The following is a 19,557-nucleotide window of genomic DNA, read 5'->3' as shown; positions in this document are numbered from 1 at the left end:
CGTAAGACTCAAGGCGCCGAGAGTGCGGCGGCCTTCGTCGATGGATCGATTTTTGGAGAAGGGGGTCTGAAACGTGCGCGCCTGTCTGTGACGAGGCGAAGCGGCCCAGGTCGTTCGGCCAAGTGTCGATGACCGCTATATGGGCATAAATCGAGCCGGCGTCAAGATTCGCCACTTGCGGACCGTAGTACCCCGTAGCCGGGCCCGATCTAAGCCGCAACTTTACACCCGCAGCGGGTAGATCCGCCCTCACCCCTGATACGCGAACAGTTCGATCGGCTCGGAGAAGCCGCGTACCGGGTATTCACCGACGCGCTCGAGCGCGAACTCGTCTTTCACGAGATCGGCGAAGGCGCGCGACAGCAGCACCGGCTTTCCGACCTGTTTGGTGAGGGTTTCGAGCCGCGAGGCCATGTTGACGGCAGGACCGATGACGGTGAAGTCGAGCCGCGCGCGCGAGCCGATATTGCCGTACATGACATCTCCGACATGGACGCCGACGCCGTAATTGAGCGGCGCCTGGCCGGCTTCGCCGTTCTTCTCGTTCAGGGCAAGCATGGCCTGACGGGCCTCGGCCACGGCATGCAGCAGATTGGCGCAGGCGCGTGGCTCGCTGAGCGGAAAGATGGCGAGCAGGCCGTCGCCCATGAATTTCAGGATCTCCCCGCCATGGCAAACGATCGGCTCCGACATCGCGTCGAAATAGCCGTTCAAGAGATCGATCACGTCGTCGCGCGGCCAGTTGTCGGAGATCCTGGTGAAGTCCCTGAGGTCACAGATCATGATCGCGGCGCGGACCGTGGTCCCGCTGCCGCGCCTGGTGGCGCCGGCCAGGATGAGTTCGCCGGCGTGCGAGCCGACATAGGTTTCGAGCAGGGTCCGCGCCAGCCGGTTCTTCATCCGGATTTCGCTGACCAGCGCCAGCATCGGCAGCAGCTTGAACAGAGCTGCGATATGCGCGTCCTCGAAGCCGCCGGGCCGGTCGGTCGCGAAGGTCACGATGTGGCGCTTGCCGAGCGTATGATACAGTGGCCAGGCGACATAGTCGGTCAAGCCCTGTGCCCGCATCTCGTCATAGACGGCGTGTCTGCGCCCCTGCCCCGGATCGCGCTCGAGATTTTCACGCACCTGCGCGGCGCCATCATGGATCTCGTTGGCGGGACTGCCGATATATTCGGACCGTCCCATGACATCGTAATCGACCCGCGCAATCTCGGCCTCATGCGTCCCGTCGTTCCACAGGATCCGGGCGCCGAGCCATTGCGGGTGCTGGATCAACAGATGAAGCGTCGCCCGCTTGACCGGAATCCCGGCACGCTGCAGGCGGATGCACATCTCGGCGAAGATGTTGTCGAGGAAGCGCTGGTCACGCGTACCGTGCGTCAGCCAGTGCACGATGTCGCCGTCGGACTGTACGGTGGCGGGATCGAGGTCTGCTGACGCCTTCATGTCTTGCTCCTGGGCCCGAAACCTGACCAACCGATACTGGATAGGTCGTGTCCCCGCGCGCCGGAGTCAATCGACGTCATGGCATGCCCGCAAACGGGCATGCCATGTCTTGATCGAAACGCATGACGACCTGGCCGTCGCGTCAGAAGTGAACCACCGTGCGCAGGCCGAGAACCCAGGCATTGCTGGTCTTGATGCCGGCGGCGTTGAAGCCGCGTCCGCCGGGATTGATCACATACTGGGCATCGAACTTGAGGTTCATCCAGCCAGTCGCCTGCCAGCCGTACCAGGCTTCGATCGGAACCTCGTTCCCGCCTGCGTTCGGGCTCAGCGCGGCCGAGTTCACGTGGGTGGTGCCCACCGCGAAGCCGACTTCGTCCTTCGGGCGGAAGGAGAACGTGCCGGTGTGCCTGACGCCCCACGCGATCTGGTAGTCCTGGAACGCAGTCCGGTGATCGGCGACAGTCGTATTGAGGAACGTGTACCAGCCCTGGGCGTCCGGACCGTCGACGGTCAAGCGCTGCAGGATCGATTCGTAGACGCCGTAGCGGCCTCTTTGATCGCCAATATTTTGATCCGGAACTCCACCGACGCCGGGGATGGTCATGATGATCCCGGGAAGGCCGCCATCGATCGTCGAGGCGTTGTCATACCAGCCGCCGAAGCGCCAGGTGCCGTTCAGCGGACCGCTCGGCTCCCACTTCAACTCCACCGGCACCAGCACACCCGCGCCGGGGCTTCGGGTGGGAATGCCCGGCGCCAGATAGATGCCGGCGTCCGAAGTCGTCAGATATTGCGGATTGGCGTCGTAGACGCCGGCCGAAATTGACAGTTCCTTGGTGATGTTGAAATGGGCGACACCGGCCCACTGGCTCACCGGCCAGTTGAAGATGTAGCCGCCCTGGATGTTGCCGGGCTGGCCGCCGCAGAAGGTCAGGTTGATGAACTCGCACAGGCCGAAGAAGAAGTCGTTGCCGACCGGAAGACGGCCGCCCTTGAGGGTCAAGCGATCATCGAACAGCTTCTGCTGATAGTAGAATTCGGTGAGGCGCACGATATTGCCGCGGCCGAACACTTCGTTGGTCAGCTGCAGCGCCGGAATGCCGGCCTCGGAATTCAGATTGTCGCCGAAGCGGTCGACCAGGGTAAGGCCGACCATGCCGCCCTGGATGCCGGCAAGCTTGGCCATGTCGAACTTGGCCTCGAACCACAGCTGGCCTGCGTTGGCTGAGGTGTTCCTGGAGCCGCCCGAGAGGTTGGTGACAGCTTCGTCGCCCAGCGTCAGGGCCAGTGTAACGCCCTGCTCCTTCAGCCATGTCCGGCCGAGATCGCCGAACAGATACGGTCTTGTCCAGAAATCATCGGCCGACGGATAAGGAACGGGCGGCGCCTTCGTCGGCAGATCGGCCGCATATGCGCCGCTGCCTAACAGAGACAAAACGATCCCCACGCCGCACGCACGTGCGGTCGTCACACACCAATTCATTTTCTTCTGCTCCTCGCAGCGTTCCCAGGCTCTGGATGTTTTTATGTCGCGTCCCGGCCAAAGCCGTTGTCCCGGAACGCGCTTCCCCTCGGCCACCCGCAGCCGCCGCCCCAAGAAGCGACTGAATCGCAATTGCAGGTTGGACAGTCACCCTAACGGGCATTTGAGCGGGCGTGAATAGTCATACAATATAGACGCATCGGTAAAACCGTAACTGTGTCAGATCGGACACAGATATGTCGGTGACCGAGGAACTGCTCTCTGCGCGCCGGCCCGAACGCGGTCAGGCTGGGGCCGCCGATATCGCCGAAGCGGTGTCCGGCGCAGACGAATTCTGCGCGATATCGTGCGGCGAGAGGGAGGTCTCCACCGTTCGACGCAAAGCTTTACAGCAGCCTGTAGCGCCGCTTCGCCTGATCTCAGCCGGCAGGCGCGACGACCACGCGCGCCCCGGCATCGGCCAGGCATGTGCGCTCTCTCTCGGATGCGCCGTCGTCGGTGACCAGAGTCCAGCGCGGCGGCAGCGGCGCCCAGGCCGACTGCTCGGCCCGGCCGAGCTTGGTCGCATCGGCGAGCACGATCAGCTCCCGCGCCTGCTGCATCATCAGCGATTTCAACGCGACCTGATCGAGATCGGCTTCGCACAGGCCACGGCCATGAACACGCCATCCGCGCTCATGATGGCGCGGTCGGCGGTCATGCGGCGCAGCGCCTCGATCGCGAGCGGCCCCATGGTGCTCATGCTGGTCGGGCGCAGCGTGCCGCCGAGCCCCACGAGATCGATCGCAGGCGCCTTGGCGAGAAAGGGCAAGAGCGCGAGGTTGTTGGTGATGATGCGCAGCCTACGCTCGCGGAGCAGCCGGCCGAAGGCTGCGACCGTGGAGCCGGCGTCGAGGATCAGCGTGTCGCCGTCCTCGATCAGATCGATGGCGGCGCGCGCGATCGCCTGCTTCTCGCGCCCCTGCACCGCAAGCCGCTGACCGCAGCGCATGGGCCGTCGCACCGTGACGCCCACCCCGGAACCGATGCGATTGAAAATAATGCGGAGACGAATGGCGGGTTGCTCGCCCGCTTTCGCGCTTCACCTTCGCGCCCATTTGCCCCGGCGATGCGGGCTCAGGCTCTCGCTGGTCCGCTCTCTGCGCAGTTTCGACTCTCGTGAGGCGGATGAGCCAAAGGCGTAACCCGCCGCTTTTCCTTCACAGCGGATCACGCTTCGCTATTCGACCGACGTGCCAGGCCTGATAGCTGCTCAGTCCGCCATGGCATCTTGTAGTGAAGCTGCGAAGCGCGACACGGCGGGACCGAAGTTGGAATTCGCGACGTCGATTTGGCGTATGGCGACGGTGGCCTTCGGCGCGGCACCGGCCAGGTCTTTCATCTCGCGAAACGACCTGCCCGGTGGCGAGCCGCCATGGGTGAGGAAGAAGGCGACGTTGTTCAACTTGCCCGCCTGCGCCTGGAGATAGGCACGGATGGGCGTGGCGGGCCGCCACGCCCAGATCGGAGAACCGACGACGACCAGGTCGTAATCCGACGGCGCATGCTGCAAGCGTCCGATCTGCGGCAGGCTGTTCGACCAGCTGTCATAGGAAGCCCTGAGGTAGCTGCCGAAGCTCCGCTGGTATCGCGCGCAGCTGATGTCCTCGACATCGGCCGAGAGCGCCTTTGCGATCACCTGCGCAACCGCGCGCGTCGTCCCTGACAAGGAATAGAACACGACAAGCGTTCGCATCGCTCTCACGCTCCTCGGCATGCTCGCCAGTCACAATAGGGTGGCACCGGTCGTCGACCTTGAGTCAGATCAAGAGTCAAGAGTACGACGGTCGTAGGCAGACACATGACTGACCGATCGTACGGCGGGCTCACCGAAGCCGTAGCCCGCGACGCCTCCTCCGACAGATTTTGTAGCCGACTACACTGCGGCCGATCCGCCTTACGGCGTTCCAATCAACCCTGCGACGCCATCTGATGGGATCGCAAAAGGCCACCTAGAGCACCCAGCGCCGGGCTCATTAGCAAACAGGCGAGATAAGACCATTGATGGCCCGCGGCTGTTCCGCTGATCAAGGCATATGGAGCGCTGCCGACGCACAGAATAGATGAAAGAAAGTATGCCGTTCAGCACTTCGTCATGTTTGGAGATACGCGCCGCGACGTAACCACCTAACACAGAGCCGAATGAGCCAAATATCCTGCCCCAGACTACAAACCAGGCATTTCCCATCAGGATTCTTGCGGAGGCGGCACCATGATCTGGACGCACTCCTGATCCTGATGCCACTGTGAAATAGACAGCTAAAAGGATCAGAATAACGTAGCTGAATACTACATCCGTGATGCTTCCTATTACAATTCCTTTGAGGGATGCTTTTTGCATTTCAAGTCTCTGCTCGCACTGAACGCGATCATGCGGAAGCTTGAAATCGAAAGCAACTAAGGGATCGCGATTGATGCGCCTAGGCCGATTTGCCCGGCAGGCAAAAATGAGTCCTCCTGGCGGATGGAAGCGACAGCAGACATGCCCGAAACACGCCTACGCCAAAGAGCCAATTTCACTTGCCATTCCAAAGCCATCGCTCATTTCAAGATGCCTGGCCAAAATAAACAACTTCCGAAAATCAGCAAATCAGTCGTATGCTTCGCGCGTTCCGATCCGGATGAGGGGCGTACGCGTCGTCACGATACGTTGGACCGGCAATGCGATGGACGCTCGCAAGACCAGGCGCGTTTCAAAACGCAGACGACTGGCAATGCGGCGGACGGCGAAATCGCGTGGTCCTGGCCTCCCGGTGCTGAGGCCAAGCTTCACGGGACGCGCTCGGCGCATCTCGTGAAGTGACGGGGGCAAGAACGCCGGTCCCCGGGGAGAGCGCGTATAAGGCGTAAACCATCGTGCAGGGAATGCCGGGATTATCCGGCTGGACCTGTGGTTTCCGCCGCGTGCATTCTTTTTCGCACGCGGGCCATGGGTATCAGCGGATACCCGGCATTCCCTGCGCCCTCACAAATTTCGAGGGCTCGAGCTTCACGCATCCCGGGCGCGTCGTGTCGCGGGAGCGATGGGGCACGCCCGGAAGATGAAAGAGCTTCGCAGCTACCAGACTCTCGCTCGCTCAACAGGCGAAGCTGTTGAGTACGATGGCTAACGCTGCGATCACAGTCTTACCCTCCCCTTGAGGGGGAGGGTCGATCGCACGCGAAGCGGGCGAGCGGGGTGGGGTGAAGCCACAGACGGCAGTGCGCATGGAGAGATCCCCCCACCCCGGCCCACATTCGCGTTGCTCATGTGCGCCGACCCTCCCCCTCCAGGGGAGGGTCGCAGCGAGATGCGCTGTCCGTCCCTATGTCTCCGGCTGGTCGTCATGTGCGGCGCCTTCGGAGATCTCGACGACGGCGAGATCGCCGCTGTCGGCCATCCGCGCCTTGGCGACGGTCTTCACATGGGCAGCGAGCGCTGGCATGCGCTCGATCAGCGCATGAAAGTCCTGCGCATCGAGCACCAGCAGCCGCGTCTTGCGCAGCGCCTTGACCGTGCCGCTCCGCTTGGTCCGGTGCAGCAGCGCGATCTCGCCGAAAAAGGCGCCGTCGACCAGCCGCACGCGCTGGGTCGGCAGCTCGATCTCGACCTCGCCCGCGGTGATGAAGTACATCGACGTCGCGGTGTCGCCGCGGCGCGCCAGCACCTCGCCGGCCTCGATGGTGCGCGCGCGCAACAGCCGCATGATGTCGGCGATCTCGCCGGCGGACAGACGCGCGAACAGCGGCACCCGCGCCAGCATGCCCCAGGTGACGACGAAGTCGCGCCGCTTCACCTCTTCGGCAAAGGCGCTGGAGATGATCGCGACCGGCAGCGCGATCATCGCGAAGCCCGCGACGATCGCGAACACAGTAATGAGCTTGCCGAGCGTGGTCACCGGCACCACGTCGCCATAGCCGACGGTGCCGAGCGTGACGATCGCCCACCACATCGCATCCGGAAGCGTGCCGAACTTGTCGGGCTGTACGTCGCGCTCGGCCGCATAGAGCAAGGACGCGAACAACAGCACCGCGCCAATCAGAATGACGATGCAGCCGACCAAAGTGCGCCGCTCGGCCTGGATCGCGGCGAGCAGCGAGCGCATTGCCGGCGAATAGCGCACCAGCTTGAGGAACGGCAGCACACAGAGCATCGCCAGCATGGCGTGATCGCCGATCGCGAGCACGATCGCCGCCGGCAGGAAGGCGCCGAGATCGATGATGCCGAGCGCGGAGAAGACGTAGCCGAGCCGGTCGCGGACGGCCGAGCCCCTGCGCGGCGTGTGGCCGGCGATGCTCCAGAGACGGGCGAAATATTCGAAGGCGAAAACCAGCAGGGCCATCACCTTCGCCGCGGTGAAGGTCGGGCCGAAGCGCGCGTCGAGCTGTGGCACCGAGGCCAGGGTCGTCACCAGCACATCGACGGCGATCACGATCACGATCATCCGCACGAAGCGGGAGCCGACCGACAGCGGCAGATGATCGTGTTCGAGCAGCTCGTAGAGCCGGTCGCGCAGATCGGGATCCTTGATGGTCCTATGACGCCCGATCATCGCGACAGACTCGCGCTCATTGTTTACCCGGCCATGGCCTTCTCGATCGCGGCCAGCGCGGCATCGGCCTTGGCTCCATCGGGCCCGCCGGCCTGGGCCATGTCGGGGCGGCCGCCGCCGCCCTTGCCGCCCAGCGCCTCCGAGGCCGCGCGCACCAGCTCGACCGCGTTGAAGCGCGCGGTGAGATCCGTGGTCACACCGACCACGACCCCGGCCTTGCCATCCTCGCTACGGCCGACGATCGCGACCACCCCGGAGCCGAGCTGCTTCTTGGCCTCGTCGACGAGGCTCTTGAGGTCCTTCACCTCGACGCCTTCGACAGCGCGCGCCATCAGCTTGACGCCGGCCACCTCGCGGACAGCGGAAGCGCCGCCCCCCGCGGAAGCACCACCGCCCATCGCGAGCTTCTTGCGCGCGTCCGACAGCTCGCGCTCGAGCTTCTTGCGTTCCTCCATCAGCGCCGTGATTCGCGCCGGAACGTCGTCGAGCGTGGAACGCAGCTCGGCGGCGGCGTGCTTGGCGAGCGCGATGGTGTCGTTGGCGTGCTTGCGCGCGCCGCGCGCGGTCAGCGCCTCGATGCGGCGCACGCCGGAGGAGACCGCGCTCTCGGAGGTCACCGAGATCAAGCCAATGTCGCCGGTGCGCTTGACATGGGTGCCGCCGCAGAGCTCGACCGACCAGCCCATGGTATTTGCGGCCTGGGCGTTGCTGCCGTGGTCGCGCGCGGCATTGCCCATCGCCACCACGCGGACCTCATCGCCATATTTCTCGCCGAACAGCGCGCGGGCGCCGGCCTCGCGGGCGTCGTCGAGCGCCATCAGCCGCGTCGTGACTTCGGAATTCTCCAGCACGACCTCGTTGGCGATGTCCTCGACGCGGGCGAGTTCGTCCGAGGTGATCGGCTTCGGATGCACGAAGTCGAAGCGCAGGCGGTCCGGCGAGACCAGCGAGCCGCGCTGGGCGACATGGTCACCGAGCACCTGGCGCAGCGCCTCATGCAGGATGTGGGTGGCCGAATGGTTGGCGCGGATCGCGGAGCGGCGGCCATGATCAACATCGAGCTGCAGCGCGGTACCGAGCTTGAGGGTGCCCTGCTCTACCGTGCCGAGGTGGACGAACAGATCGCCGGCCTTCTTCTGGGTGTCGGTGACGCGGAACGTCACGCCGTCGCCGCGCATCACGCCGAGGTCGCCGACCTGGCCGCCGGATTCGGCATAGAACGGGGTCTGGTTGAGCACGACGGCGCCCGTCTCGCCGGCCTTGAGGCTCTCGACCTCCGCGCCATCCTTGACCAGCGCGGTCACCGCGCCTTCCGCAGTCTCGGTCTCGTAGCCCAGGAACTCGGTGGCGCCGAGCTTCTCGCGCAGCGGGAACCAGACGCTCTCGGTCGCCGCGTCGCCCGAGCCGGCCCAGGCAGCGCGCGCTTTCGCCCGCTGCCGCTCCATCGCGTCGGTGAAGGAAGCCTGGTCGACGCTGATGCCGCGCGACTTCAGCGCGTCCTGGGTGAGGTCGAGCGGGAAGCCGTAGGTGTCGTAGAGCGTGAAGGCGACATCGCCGTCGAACATGTCGCCCTTGGTCAGGCCCGCCGCCTTCTCATCGAGAATGGCAAGGCCGCGCTCCAAGGTCTTGCGGAAGCGGGTCTCTTCCAGCCGCAGCGTCTCCTTGATCAGGCTCTCGGCGCGGATCAGCTCGGGATAGGCCTGGCCCATCTCGCGCGTGAGCGCGCCGACCAGGCGGTGCATCAGCGGCTCGCGGGCGCCGAGCAGCTGGGCGTGGCGCATGGCGCGGCGCATGATCCGGCGCAGCACGTAGCCGCGGCCTTCGTTGGAGGGCAGCACACCGTCCGAGATCAGGAAGGAGGAGGCGCGCAGGTGGTCGGCGATGACGCGGAGCGAAGCCTTCTGCGGCCCTTGCGGATCGGCATTGGTGAGGTCGGCGATGGCCCGGATCAGCGCGACGAACAGGTCGATGTCGTAATTGTCGTGCTTGCCCTGCAGCACGGCAGCGACGCGTTCGAGCCCCGCGCCGGTGTCGATCGACGGTTTCGGCAGCGGTGTGCGCGCCCCGCCCTCGAACTGCTCGTATTGCATGAACACGAGGTTCCAGATCTCGATATAGCGGTCGCCATCCGCCTCCGGGGAGCCGGGCGGGCCGCCCCAGACCTTGTCGCCATGGTCGTAGAAGATTTCCGAACAGGGGCCGCAGGGGCCGGTGTCGCCCATCTGCCAGAAATTGTCCGAGCCGGCGATGCGGATGATGCGCGATTCCGGCAGGCCGGAAATCTTCTTCCAGAGTCCGAAGGCTTCGTCGTCATCGATATAGACGGTCGCCCACAGCTTCTCCTTCGGCAGGCCGAATTCTTTCGTGACGAGCTTCCAGGCGAGCTCGATCGCGTTCTCCTTGAAATAGTCGCCGAAGGAGAAGTTGCCGAGCATCTCGAAGAAGGTGTGATGGCGGGCGGTGTAGCCGACATTGTCGAGGTCGTTGTGCTTGCCGCCGGCGCGGACGCATTTCTGCGAGGTGGTGGCGCGGCTGTAGGGGCGCTTCTCGACCCCGGTGAAGACGTTCTTGAACTGCACCATGCCGGCATTGGTGAACATCAATGTCGGGTCGTTGCGCGGCACGAGCGGCGAGGACGGCACGATCTCGTGGCCGTTCTCGGCGAAGAAGTTAAGGAAGGTCGACCTGATCTCGTTGACGCCGCTCATAGCAATCCAATCGAAAAAGTCCGGGAATTCGGCGCAACGCTTTTAGACAAGCCCCCCTGCCCTGTCCAGGAACTGTGCAGGAAATCATGCACTTGGCCTGCGCGCTTGAAAGCCCGTTGAAAGCTTGCGGGCCGCGTTGACAGTTTGCATGCTCTCGTGTTTCTTCCCACATACTGACGACAGCCGCGTCGGGAGAGACCGGTCTTCAAGCTTCTTCTTGAGCTTGAGGGATCGGCGCCGAAGGAGCAACCGCCCCGGAAACTCTCAGGCAAAAGGACCGCGCGGCTTAAACTGCATCTGGAAAGAGGCGCCGACGGGCATCAGCCCGGACCGCGTCCGCCGACGGGATAATACTCTCAGGCACAGCGACAGATGGGGCTTCGATCGGTTGGCCCGGGAATGGTCCCGGGAACCTTCGAGGGTCCCTGTGATGGCTGCTCCAGATGCTAATTCCGCTCCTCTGAAACGTACCCCGCTTTACGGCCTGCATGTCAGCCTCGGCGGCAAGATGGTGCCGTTCGCCGGCTACGAGATGCCGGTGCAATATCCGGCGGGCGTGCTGAAAGAGCACCTCCATACCCGCGCGGCCGCGGGTTTGTTCGACGTTTCCCATATGGGCCAGATTGCCCTGGTTCCGAAATCCGGCCAGGTCGCCGACGCCGCGCTCGCGCTGGAGCGGTTGGTACCGCAGGATATCGTCGGCATCGCACCGGGCCGCCAGCGCTACGCACAGTTCACCAACGAGGCCGGCGGCATTCTGGACGACCTGATGGTCGCGAATTTCGGCGAGCATCTGGTGCTGGTGGTCAACGCGGCCTGCAAGGAGGCCGACGAGGCACTTTTGCGCGCCGGGCTGTCCGACATCTGCGAGGTGCGGCCGCTGACTGACCGCGCGCTGTTGGCCCTGCAAGGACCCAAAGCGGCATCCGTGCTGGCGAAGCTGAGCGCAGACGTCGAGTCGATGCGGTTCATGGATGCGGGACCGCGCAGCGTCGACGGGCTCGATTGTTACGTGTCGCGCTCCGGCTACACCGGGGAGGATGGGTTCGAGATTTCGGTTCCGGCCGACCAGACCGAGAAGCTCGCTGACGCGCTGTTATCGGACAAGGACGTGCTGCCGATCGGGTTAGGGGCCCGCGACAGCCTGCGGCTGGAAGCCGGCCTCTGCCTCTATGGTCACGACATCGACACCACGACCACGCCGGTCGAAGCGGCCCTGGAATGGTCGGTGCAGAAGATTCGCCGCACCGGCGGCGCCCGGGTCGGCGGCTTTCCCGGCGCCGAAAAGATCCTGGGCGAATTTGAGCACGGTACCACGCGCCGGCGAGTCGGGCTGAAGGCCGAGGGCCGCGCGCCGGTTCGCGAGGGTGCATTGCTGTTTGCGGCGCCCGATACGACGGAGCCGGTCGGCAAGATCACCTCCGGCGGGTTCGGTCCGACGCTCAACGGCCCAGTGGCGATGGGCTATGTGCCGACGTCTCTCTCCGCGATCGATACACGGCTTTTTGCCGATGTGCGCGGCCAGCGCCTGCCCTTGCGCGTCGCCGCCATGCCCTTTGTCCCCAACACCTACAAGCGCTGAAGGATGCCCATGACCACGCTCTACACCTCCGACCATGAATGGCTCAGCATCGATGGCGATGTCGCCACCGTCGGCATCACCGATTACGCGCAGGCGCAGCTCGGCGACGTCGTATTCGTGGAGTTGCCCAAGGTCGGCCGCACCTTGAAGAAGGCAGAAGCCGCCGCGGTGGTCGAATCCGTCAAAGCCGCATCCGACGTCTACGCACCGATCTCTGGCGACGTCGTCGAGGTCAATCAGGCGATCGTGGACGAGCCTGCGCTGGTCAATACCGATGCCGTCGGCAAGGCTTGGTTTTTCAAGGTGAAGATCGCCGACAAAGGCGAGCTCGGCGGGCTGATGGATGAGGCCGCCTACAAAGCGCACACGGCGTGATGGGAAGATCGCGGCATCATTCTCCGCTGTCATCGCCCGGCTCGACCGGGCGATCCAGCACGCCGCGCTCCCTCCGTTTGATTTCGACGTCAGTGTTGACTGGATGCCCCGCCGTCGCGGGGCATGACGAGGCATAGCAAGGATCCTCTCATGACCGCGCCGTTCAAGCCGCTCGATGACGCCGCTACCACCTTCGCCCGCCGCCACATCGGCCCATCGCCGCGCGACGTCGCCGCGATGCTCGAGACGGTGGGCGCGAAGAGCCTGTCTGAGCTGATGGCGCAGACCTTGCCCGGCTCGATCCGGCAGACGACGCCGCTCGATCTCGGGCCCGCGCTCAACGAACCCGAGGCGCTCGACCACATGCGCGTGCTTGCAGGCCAGAACCAGCTGTTCACCTCGCTGATCGGCCAAGGCTATTCCGGCACGATCATGCCGGCGGTGATCCAGCGCAACATCCTGGAGAACCCGGCCTGGTACACGGCCTATACGCCCTATCAGCCCGAGATCAGCCAGGGCCGGCTGGAGGCGCTGTTCAACTTCCAGACCATGATCTGCGACCTGACCGGGCTCGATGTCGCCAACGCCTCGCTGCTCGATGAGGCGACCGCAGCGGCGGAGGCGATGGCACTCGCCGAACGCTCCGCCGGAGCCAAGGCAAAAGCCTTCTTCGTCGACAAGAACGTGCATCCGCAGACGCTCGCGGTGCTGCGCACCCGCGCCGAGCCGCTCGGCTGGCAGCTGATCGTCGGCGATCCCGCAACCGATCTCGACAAGGCGGACGTGTTCGGCGGCATCCTGCAATATCCGGACACGACCGGCGCCTTGCGCGATCCGCGCACGGCGATCGCGAAACTACATGAGAAAGGCGCGCTGGCGATCATCGCCGCCGACCTGCTTGCGCTCACCTTGATCGCCTCGCCTGGGGAGCTGGGTGCCGACATCGCGATCGGCTCGGCGCAGCGCTTCGGCGTGCCGATGGGCTACGGCGGACCGCATGCTGCTTACATGGCGGCGCGCGATGCGCTGAAGCGCTCGCTGCCCGGCCGCATCGTCGGGCTGTCGGTAGACTCTCGCGGCGCCCCGGCCTATCGGCTGGCGCTGCAGACCCGCGAGCAACACATCCGCCGCGAGAAAGCGACCTCCAACATCTGCACCGCGCAGGTGCTGCTGGCGGTGATCGCCGCAATGTATGCCATCTATCACGGCCCGGAGGGACTGACCGCGATCGCGCGCACCGTCCATCGCCGCGCAGCGGTGCTGGCGGCCGGCCTGCGCAAGCTCGGCTTTGCGCCGTCGAACGAGGTCTTCTTCGACACGGTGACAGTCGAGGTCGGCGACCGGCGCGACGAGATCGTTGCGCGCGCGCTCGGCGAGCGCATCAATCTTGGCCTCGGCGCGCGCAGCTTGCGTATTGCGCTGGACGAGACCACGACGGCCGAGACCGTCGAAGCGGTATGGCGTGCCTTCGGCGGAAAACTGTCTTATGCGGCCATCGAGGCCGAAGCGCGCGAGGCGCTGCCGGCCGGTTTGAAGCGTCAGCGCCGGTTCCTGGCCCATCCGGTGTTCCATGCACATCGCTCGGAGACCGAGATGCTGCGCTACCTGCGCAAGCTCGCAGACCGCGATCTCGCGCTCGACCGCGCCATGATCCCGCTCGGCTCCTGCACCATGAAGCTGAACGCGACCACCGAAATGATCCCGCTGACCTGGCCGGAATTCGCCAGCCTGCATCCGTTCGCCCCGCGCGCGCAGGCAGCCGGCTATCATGCACTGTTTGCCAAGCTTGAAGACTGGCTGTGCAGGATCTCCGGTTACGATGCGGTGTCGCTGCAGCCGAACTCGGGCGCGCAAGGCGAATATGCCGGGCTGCTCGCGATCCGCGGCTACCATGCCTCGCGCGGCGAGAGCCATCGCAAGATCTGCCTGATCCCCTCCTCCGCTCACGGCACCAATCCGGCCTCTGCGCATATGGCGGGCATGGAGGTGGTGGTCGTCGCCTGCGATCCGGGCGGAAACGTCGATGTCGCCGATCTCAGGGCCAAGGCCGAGAAACACGCGGCCGATCTCGCCGCCATCATGATCACCTATCCGTCGACCCACGGCGTGTTCGAGGAGCACATCCGCGAGATCTGCGACATCGTTCATGCTCATCGCGGCCAAGTGTATCTCGACGGCGCCAATCTGAACGCGCAGGTCGGGCTGGCGCGTCCCGGCGACTACGGCGCCGATGTCAGTCACTTCAACCTGCACAAGACCTTCTGCATTCCGCACGGCGGCGGCGGTCCCGGTATGGGCCCGATCGGTGTCAAGGCGCACCTCGCAGCATTCCTGCCGGGACATCCTGCTGCCGATGGCGAGAGCTCACGCGCGCAGGGGCCGGTCTCCGGCGCGCCCTACGGCTCGGCGTCGATCCTGACCATCTCCTACATCTACATGCTGCTGATGGGCGGCGAGGGTTTGAAGCAGGCGACAGAGATCGCGATCCTCAATGCCAACTACATCGCCGCGCGGCTCGATTCGCACTTTCCGGTGCTGTATCGCAACGAGCGCGGCCGCGTCGCACATGAATGCATCATCGATCCGAGGCCGCTGAAGCAAACCAGCGGCGTCACCGTCGACGATATCGCCAAGCGGCTGATCGACTACGGCTTCCACGCGCCGACGATGAGCTTCCCGGTGCCGGGAACGCTGATGATCGAGCCGACCGAATCGGAATCGAAGGCGGAGCTCGATCGCTTCTGCGACGCGATGATTGCGATCCGCAAGGAGATCGCCGAAGTCGAGCAAGGCCGGTTCAAGATCGAAGCCTCGCCGCTGCGGCACGCGCCCCATACGGTGCACGACGTCGCCGACGATGATTGGAACCGCGCCTATCGCCGCAGCGAAGGCTGCTTCCCGGCCGGCTCCGCGCGCACCGATAAATATTGGTGCCCTGTCGGTCGCGTCGACAACGTCTATGGCGACCGCAATCTGGTCTGCTCGTGCCCGCCGGTGGCGGACTACGCGGAAGCGGCGGAGTAAGCCGGTCACGCATACTCCGGGGAATCGATTGAGCGCCACGGCTCGCGGCATTCGAAGATATGCAGCGGGTCGGGGTCCGGAGCGATGAGCACCGCATGCCAACGCCAGAGATTGGCGTTGGTCAATTCGGTGCCGCCCCACCAGCGCCGGATCGGATTGTGCCGGCTGAAATCCTCCTGCCCGGCCAGGATCGCCTTGCCGAGCGGCGTCAGCGACAGCGTGCTGGCCTTGTAGCGATCGAGGCGCTCGCGACTGTCGTGCATCTCGACCGAGAACGGCCATTCGGCAAGGCCCGAAATTACAGGCGTCGTCGCCAGCGCCAGATTTTCCAGGAGTGCGCCTGCTTCCCAATAGTCGAAGACGCGCCGCTGAAAGCGCTCGCGATAATGCGGAAACAGGTCGAACGGATGCTGATAACCGGCCGACAGCAATTCGAGGATGCGCAGTTCCGAGGCTCCGAGCCCTGTCGCTGCCCCCGGAAGCTCATCGAGCATCTCCTGCACGCAGCGGCGCAGCTGCGGCAATGCGCTGAGATCGTAGTTCAACAAATCGAACCAGGGTTGCGGAGTCGGCGCCCGAAACGACTGCCAGGCCAAATGAGCCAAGTCGAGATGCTCGCGTGCGAGTTCAACCCCGGCAATCGTTCGACTGGCGAGTTGCTTCGTCGATGCTTCGAATAGTGCCGCATCGACGTGCCGCAACACGATCTTCGTTGCGACCTGCGCATGATTGCGCAGATAATCCAGCAACCAGACCAAGACCAACTGGTCATTCGGACGGGTATCCATCCATAGCTCGACGCTGTCGCAACGCTCGACGAGATCGAGGAAGCTGTGCGTCCGCCCTCCGACCGCCATGAAGTCGCGGCGCGAGGCGAAATCCAACCAGTGACCGATCTCGCGCCGCGTGGTGTGGGTGCCGAGATAAGCCGACAGGTCGGCATCGGGCGGCAGCGGTCCCCACACGAACCGGTGGAGAATTGGCACCACAAGGTCGGCAAAGCCTCCCCTGCGAAGCGCCCCGGCGCTGGAATCATCGGCCGTTAGAATCAAACGCGTCATGCTCCTGCCTCCGCAGAGCTGGTCGGCTCAAGGCGCGATCAAGACGTTCGCGATCGGGTCCCACCGCCACAAATTTCCGTTGGTCAGTTCAGTACTGCCCCACCAGCGATGGATCGGATTGTGCCGGCTGAAATCCGTACGGCCGGTCAGGACTGCCTCACCGAAATCGGTCAACCGAGGCCAACTTTCCCGATAGATATCGAGGCGCCGCCGAAAATTTCCGAGCTCAACGATCTGGAGTTCGGGATTGAGCTCCATGATCGCAGGTACCGGGCCAAAAGCCAGCGGCTCAGCCAGAACAGCGGTCTCCCAGTCGTTGAAGATCGTGTGGCGGTAATAGCCGTTGAAATAGACGAGCGTGTTGAGGATGACGCTGAACCGGTGCGGAGGATCGGGATAGATCAACTCCAGCAATCCCATCTCGGTCGACCCAAGGCCGGTGCCTGGGGCTGGTAATTCAATAAGCAACCTCAGCACGGTGTCGCGCATAAGCGGAAACGCGCTCAAATCCTCTCGTAGCAGATCGCACCATGCTTGCGGTGTCGGCGAACGATAGGCTTGCCAGGCTCTGGAGGCGAGATCGACATGCGCGGACGTAATTGGAATCCGGGGAACTTGCATTTCGGCCAACTGCTCGGTGGAACGGCCGACCAGCCACTCGACCGGACGAACGAAAAAATGCGGCGGAACGGCTTTGCGACGTCTGAGATAGTCCAGCAGCCAAATCAGCTCGAGCTGGTCGTTGGCGGTCGACTCGACCCAAACCTCAACGGTTTCAAAACATGCGCAAAGCTGGGCCAGACCAATGCCACGCACCTCGAACTGGTCGAGACGTTCCGAGGGAATGAAGTCCAGCCAGTGCGAACCCCGCTTTTGGTGTCGTTGTTCGGATCGCACATCGAAGCGGTCCTCCAGTTCATCCGTGGTGGGCGGACGACCAAACACCAGCCGTTGCAGATGACGTCCGAAGCAGTGACCGAAATGCAGGAACAGATCAGTCTGCTCGGTCGTATCCGATTTCGAGTAAAGATAGTTCGGCGTCAGGATAAGGCGCGTCATCGCTCGCCACCATGCAGCGCATATGACAGAGACAAGTGCGAAATAGTTGCGCGGATCCAGTCAGTTCGCCCGCGCGCTCGTCGTCAATTCTTCAAGTCGAGATCTGTTTGTATTGAACATCGGAAAAACGGGTGTTCTCGCCTTCCGAATCGAGGTGGATCAGCCTGAAGATACGTTTCGGCGGAGCCCCACGCGCAAACGGGCGCAGGACGGCAAGTCGACATCCTTAGCGCCCGCTGTCGTCGTAGACTTACTCTTCGGCCGGCTCTTCGCCGTCGCTGTCGGCATCGCGCTCTGCGCCAGCCAGGATCTGCTCGGCAATCAGGCCTGAGTTCTGGCGGATTGCAGCTTCGATCTTGGCAGTGAGGTCCGGGTTGGCGCGCAGGAAAGCTTTGGAGTTCTCGCGTCCCTGCCCGAGCCGCTGACTGTCATAGGAGAACCAGGCACCTGACTTTTCGACGATGCCGGCCTTGACGCCGAGATCGAGGATCTCGCCCATCTTGGAGACGCCCTCGCCGTACATGATGTCGAATTCGACCTGCTTGAACGGCGGCGCCAGCTTGTTCTTCACGACCTTGACGCGGGTGGAATTGCCGATCACCTCGTCGCGCTCCTTGATCGCACCGATGCGGCGGATGTCGAGACGAACCGAGGCGTAGAATTTCAGCGCATTGCCGCCGGTGGTGGTTTCCGGCGAGCCGTACATGACGCCGATCTTCATCCGGATCTGGTTGATGAAGATTACCATGGTGTTGGACTTGTTGATCGAGGCGGTCAGCTTGCGCAACGCTTGGCTCATCAGCCGCGCCTGCAGGCCCGGCAGCGACTCGCCCATCTCGCCTTCGAGCTCAGCCTTCGGCACCAGCGCCGCCACGGAATCGACCACCAGCACATCGACCGCGCCGGAGCGCACCAAGGTGTCGCAGATCTCCAGAGCCTGCTCGCCGGTGTCGGGCTGAGAGATCAGGAGCTCGTCGATATTGACACCGAGCTTGCGCGCGTAGATTGGGTCGAGCGCGTGCTCGGCATCGATGAAGGCGCAGATGCCACCCTTCTTCTGTGCTTCCGCCACGCAATGCAGCGCCAAAGTCGTCTTGCCCGAGGATTCCGGCCCGTAAATCTCGACGATACGCCCCTTCGGCAAGCCACCGACCCCGAGCGCGATGTCGAGCCCAAGCGAGCCGGTCGACACCGTCTCGATATCCATCGAGCGGTCGTTCTTGCCGAGCTTCATGACCGAGCCCTTGCCGAACTGGCGCTCGATCTGGGACAGGGCTGCGGACAGCGCCTTACTTTTATCCATGGAGGAACCTTCGACGATACGCAGGGCGGTGGCGGACATTGGCGCTCCTTATGGCGGGGATTCGCGGGATGGACAAACGGTTAACGAGACTGGGGCCGGTAATCTTTGGTGCATCTGCCGCGCAATGTACCCGATCCGTTCTATGTTCGCAATATGTTCCGTTGCCAGACCTGCGACTTTTAGGCGTCCGCCCGATGGGCCCCCCTCCGCGTCCTAACCCGAGAGCGAGCAGGCCGGCCCGCCGTCGATTGCGGCAGCAACCGCGACGCGTCTCGCGCTCGACGTCGATAGCCAGCAAGGCGGATCGGCGACTCTCTCTCATTCCGCACCTGTGAAGGTTGCGTGTCGCGCGGCGCGCAAGAGCGCCAACTGCGCCGATGGAACCCGTCCAGAACCAGGCTTGCCCGCCGCCGACGCTCGCGCGCGATCTCGCTCGCGAGCGGGATCGAAGCAGCCGCCTTCCCTCGCTCCGCTCCGAATGCGGCCTTCAGTTTGAAATTCCGATGACGAGAGTGCGGCAACGACTTGATCGGAACTTCATTTCGCCGCACCGGCGCAAAGCTCACGCCACGAAGACACAACTAATAATTGATCATCGCCATAAGCGCTGTGAATTATGACACGATGTGACATGAAGCGCAGCCGCTGCGCGCATTAGAGCGTGTGATCTCCAACTAAATCACTCATGGCGAGCATTGGTCTTCTCAACAGATCTCGTCCCTGCCACAACCCGCACGAACAAGCGATCAAGAGTTTCCCGTTTAGATCGCCCGTGGTTCTCCTGAGAAGAACGAAGTTCCGGCCGAGCTTCCGCTTTTGTTCGCATGCAAACGCTACCCGTTTAGGCAGCCGCAAACCATGTCCACAATTCTCCCGCGCGAATGGAGTTCGGCGGCGAAGCCTGCCACGCGAACCAACAACCTGCTTTCGCTCGGTGCG

The 19,557-nt window shown here is 63.8% G+C and carries 14 protein-coding genes and 1 riboswitch; of the genes, 3 read left to right on the top strand and 11 right to left on the bottom strand.

The genetic code is table 11. The annotated features are described in order from the left end of the window. Positions 1–249 precede the first annotated feature (249 nt). The 8 genes from QX034_RS24455 to alaS form a co-directional block, all read right to left on the bottom strand. Complete coding sequence (locus tag QX034_RS24455) at positions 250–1,449, bottom strand: adenylate/guanylate cyclase domain-containing protein (RefSeq protein WP_316195895.1); 1,200 nt, start codon at positions 1,447–1,449, stop codon at positions 250–252. Positions 1,450–1,591: 142 nt separating this feature from the next. Then, a complete protein-coding gene (locus tag QX034_RS24450) occupies positions 1,592–2,935 on the bottom strand; it encodes a carbohydrate porin (RefSeq protein ID WP_315706079.1) in 1,344 nt (447 codons plus the stop codon). Positions 2,936–3,354: 419 nt separating this feature from the next. Then, positions 3,355–3,552, bottom strand: a complete 198-nt coding sequence (locus tag QX034_RS24445; protein WP_315706080.1) for a hypothetical protein — start codon at positions 3,550–3,552, stop codon at positions 3,355–3,357. Next, complete coding sequence (locus QX034_RS24440) at positions 3,549–3,926, bottom strand: hypothetical protein (RefSeq protein ID WP_315729733.1); 378 nt, start codon at positions 3,924–3,926, stop codon at positions 3,549–3,551. Before QX034_RS24440 ends, QX034_RS24445 begins: the two co-directional genes overlap by 4 nt. Before the next feature lie 261 nt (positions 3,927–4,187). Next, complete coding sequence (locus QX034_RS24435; protein ID WP_315706082.1) at positions 4,188–4,670, bottom strand: flavodoxin family protein; 483 nt, start codon at positions 4,668–4,670, stop codon at positions 4,188–4,190. Positions 4,671–4,871: 201 nt separating this feature from the next. Then, positions 4,872–5,315, bottom strand: coding sequence for a hypothetical protein (locus QX034_RS24430; protein ID WP_315706083.1), 444 nt, complete (start codon positions 5,313–5,315; stop codon positions 4,872–4,874). A 964-nt stretch (positions 5,316–6,279) separates the two neighbouring features. After that, positions 6,280–7,506: a cyclic nucleotide-gated ion channel gene (locus QX034_RS24425; protein WP_315706084.1), complete on the bottom strand. Its 1,227-nt coding sequence runs from the start codon at positions 7,504–7,506 to the stop codon at positions 6,280–6,282. Between the two features lie 23 nt (positions 7,507–7,529). Continuing rightward, entirely contained in the window at positions 7,530–10,214 is a 2,685-nt protein-coding gene (alaS, locus tag QX034_RS24420) for an alanine--tRNA ligase (RefSeq protein WP_315729734.1), read from the bottom strand. A 178-nt stretch (positions 10,215–10,392) separates the two neighbouring features. After that, positions 10,393–10,504: riboswitch (glycine riboswitch) on the top strand. Between the two features lie 140 nt (positions 10,505–10,644). On the opposite strand from alaS, the gene gcvT reads away from it, so the two are divergent. The 3 genes from gcvT (at position 10,645) to gcvP (ending at position 15,195) form a co-directional block, all read left to right on the top strand. Next, positions 10,645–11,796 (top strand): glycine cleavage system aminomethyltransferase GcvT, encoded by a 1,152-nt coding sequence (gcvT, locus tag QX034_RS24415; protein WP_315706086.1) that lies wholly within the window; start codon positions 10,645–10,647, stop codon positions 11,794–11,796. Positions 11,797–11,805: 9 nt separating this feature from the next. After that, positions 11,806–12,171, top strand: a complete 366-nt coding sequence (gcvH, locus tag QX034_RS24410) for a glycine cleavage system protein GcvH (RefSeq protein WP_315706087.1) — start codon at positions 11,806–11,808, stop codon at positions 12,169–12,171. Positions 12,172–12,321: 150 nt separating this feature from the next. After that, positions 12,322–15,195, top strand: a complete 2,874-nt coding sequence (gene gcvP / locus QX034_RS24405) for an aminomethyl-transferring glycine dehydrogenase (RefSeq protein ID WP_316195893.1) — start codon at positions 12,322–12,324, stop codon at positions 15,193–15,195. 5 nt (positions 15,196–15,200) lie between these two features. On the opposite strand, the gene QX034_RS24400 is transcribed toward gcvP, so the two are convergent. The 3 genes from QX034_RS24400 to recA form a co-directional block, all read right to left on the bottom strand. Then, positions 15,201–16,256, bottom strand: a complete 1,056-nt coding sequence (locus QX034_RS24400) for a DUF1835 domain-containing protein (RefSeq protein WP_315729736.1) — start codon at positions 16,254–16,256, stop codon at positions 15,201–15,203. 27 nt (positions 16,257–16,283) lie between these two features. Next, positions 16,284–17,315 carry a hypothetical protein gene (locus QX034_RS24395; RefSeq protein ID WP_315729737.1) on the bottom strand — a complete coding sequence of 344 codons (1,032 nt, stop codon included), beginning with the start codon at positions 17,313–17,315 and terminating at the stop codon, positions 16,284–16,286. A gap of 250 nt (positions 17,316–17,565) precedes the next feature. Further along, positions 17,566–18,657: a recombinase RecA gene (gene recA / locus QX034_RS24390; RefSeq protein WP_315706091.1), complete on the bottom strand. Its 1,092-nt coding sequence runs from the start codon at positions 18,655–18,657 to the stop codon at positions 17,566–17,568. Positions 18,658–19,557: the final 900 nt, after the last annotated feature.

The organism is Bradyrhizobium sp. SZCCHNR3119 (genome assembly GCF_032487775.1).
Lineage (GTDB): Bacteria > Pseudomonadota > Alphaproteobacteria > Rhizobiales > Xanthobacteraceae > Bradyrhizobium.
This window is presented reverse-complemented; position numbering and strand designations above follow the sequence as displayed.

What these genes read in the sequence shown, in the direction of transcription:
- gcvP (WP_316195893.1), top strand. Translation starts at nt 12,322, where the DNA reads ATGACCGCGCCGTTCAAGCCGCTCGATGACGCCGCTACCACCTTCGCC.
- recA (WP_315706091.1), bottom strand. Translation starts at nt 18,657, where the DNA reads ATGTCCGCCACCGCCCTGCGTATCGTCGAAGGTTCCTCCATGGATAAA.
- QX034_RS24450 (WP_315706079.1), bottom strand. Translation starts at nt 2,935, where the DNA reads ATGAATTGGTGTGTGACGACCGCACGTGCGTGCGGCGTGGGGATCGTT.
- gcvH (WP_315706087.1), top strand. Translation starts at nt 11,806, where the DNA reads ATGACCACGCTCTACACCTCCGACCATGAATGGCTCAGCATCGATGGC.
- QX034_RS24430 (WP_315706083.1), bottom strand. Translation starts at nt 5,315, where the DNA reads ATGCAAAAAGCATCCCTCAAAGGAATTGTAATAGGAAGCATCACGGAT.
- QX034_RS24395 (WP_315729737.1), bottom strand. Translation starts at nt 17,315, where the DNA reads ATGACGCGCCTTATCCTGACGCCGAACTATCTTTACTCGAAATCGGAT.
- gcvT (WP_315706086.1), top strand. Translation starts at nt 10,645, where the DNA reads ATGGCTGCTCCAGATGCTAATTCCGCTCCTCTGAAACGTACCCCGCTT.
- alaS (WP_315729734.1), bottom strand. Translation starts at nt 10,214, where the DNA reads ATGAGCGGCGTCAACGAGATCAGGTCGACCTTCCTTAACTTCTTCGCC.
- QX034_RS24440 (WP_315729733.1), bottom strand. Translation starts at nt 3,926, where the DNA reads ATGCGCTGCGGTCAGCGGCTTGCGGTGCAGGGGCGCGAGAAGCAGGCG.
- QX034_RS24400 (WP_315729736.1), bottom strand. Translation starts at nt 16,256, where the DNA reads ATGACGCGTTTGATTCTAACGGCCGATGATTCCAGCGCCGGGGCGCTT.
- QX034_RS24435 (WP_315706082.1), bottom strand. Translation starts at nt 4,670, where the DNA reads ATGCGAACGCTTGTCGTGTTCTATTCCTTGTCAGGGACGACGCGCGCG.
- QX034_RS24425 (WP_315706084.1), bottom strand. Translation starts at nt 7,506, where the DNA reads ATGATCGGGCGTCATAGGACCATCAAGGATCCCGATCTGCGCGACCGG.
- QX034_RS24455 (WP_316195895.1), bottom strand. Translation starts at nt 1,449, where the DNA reads ATGAAGGCGTCAGCAGACCTCGATCCCGCCACCGTACAGTCCGACGGC.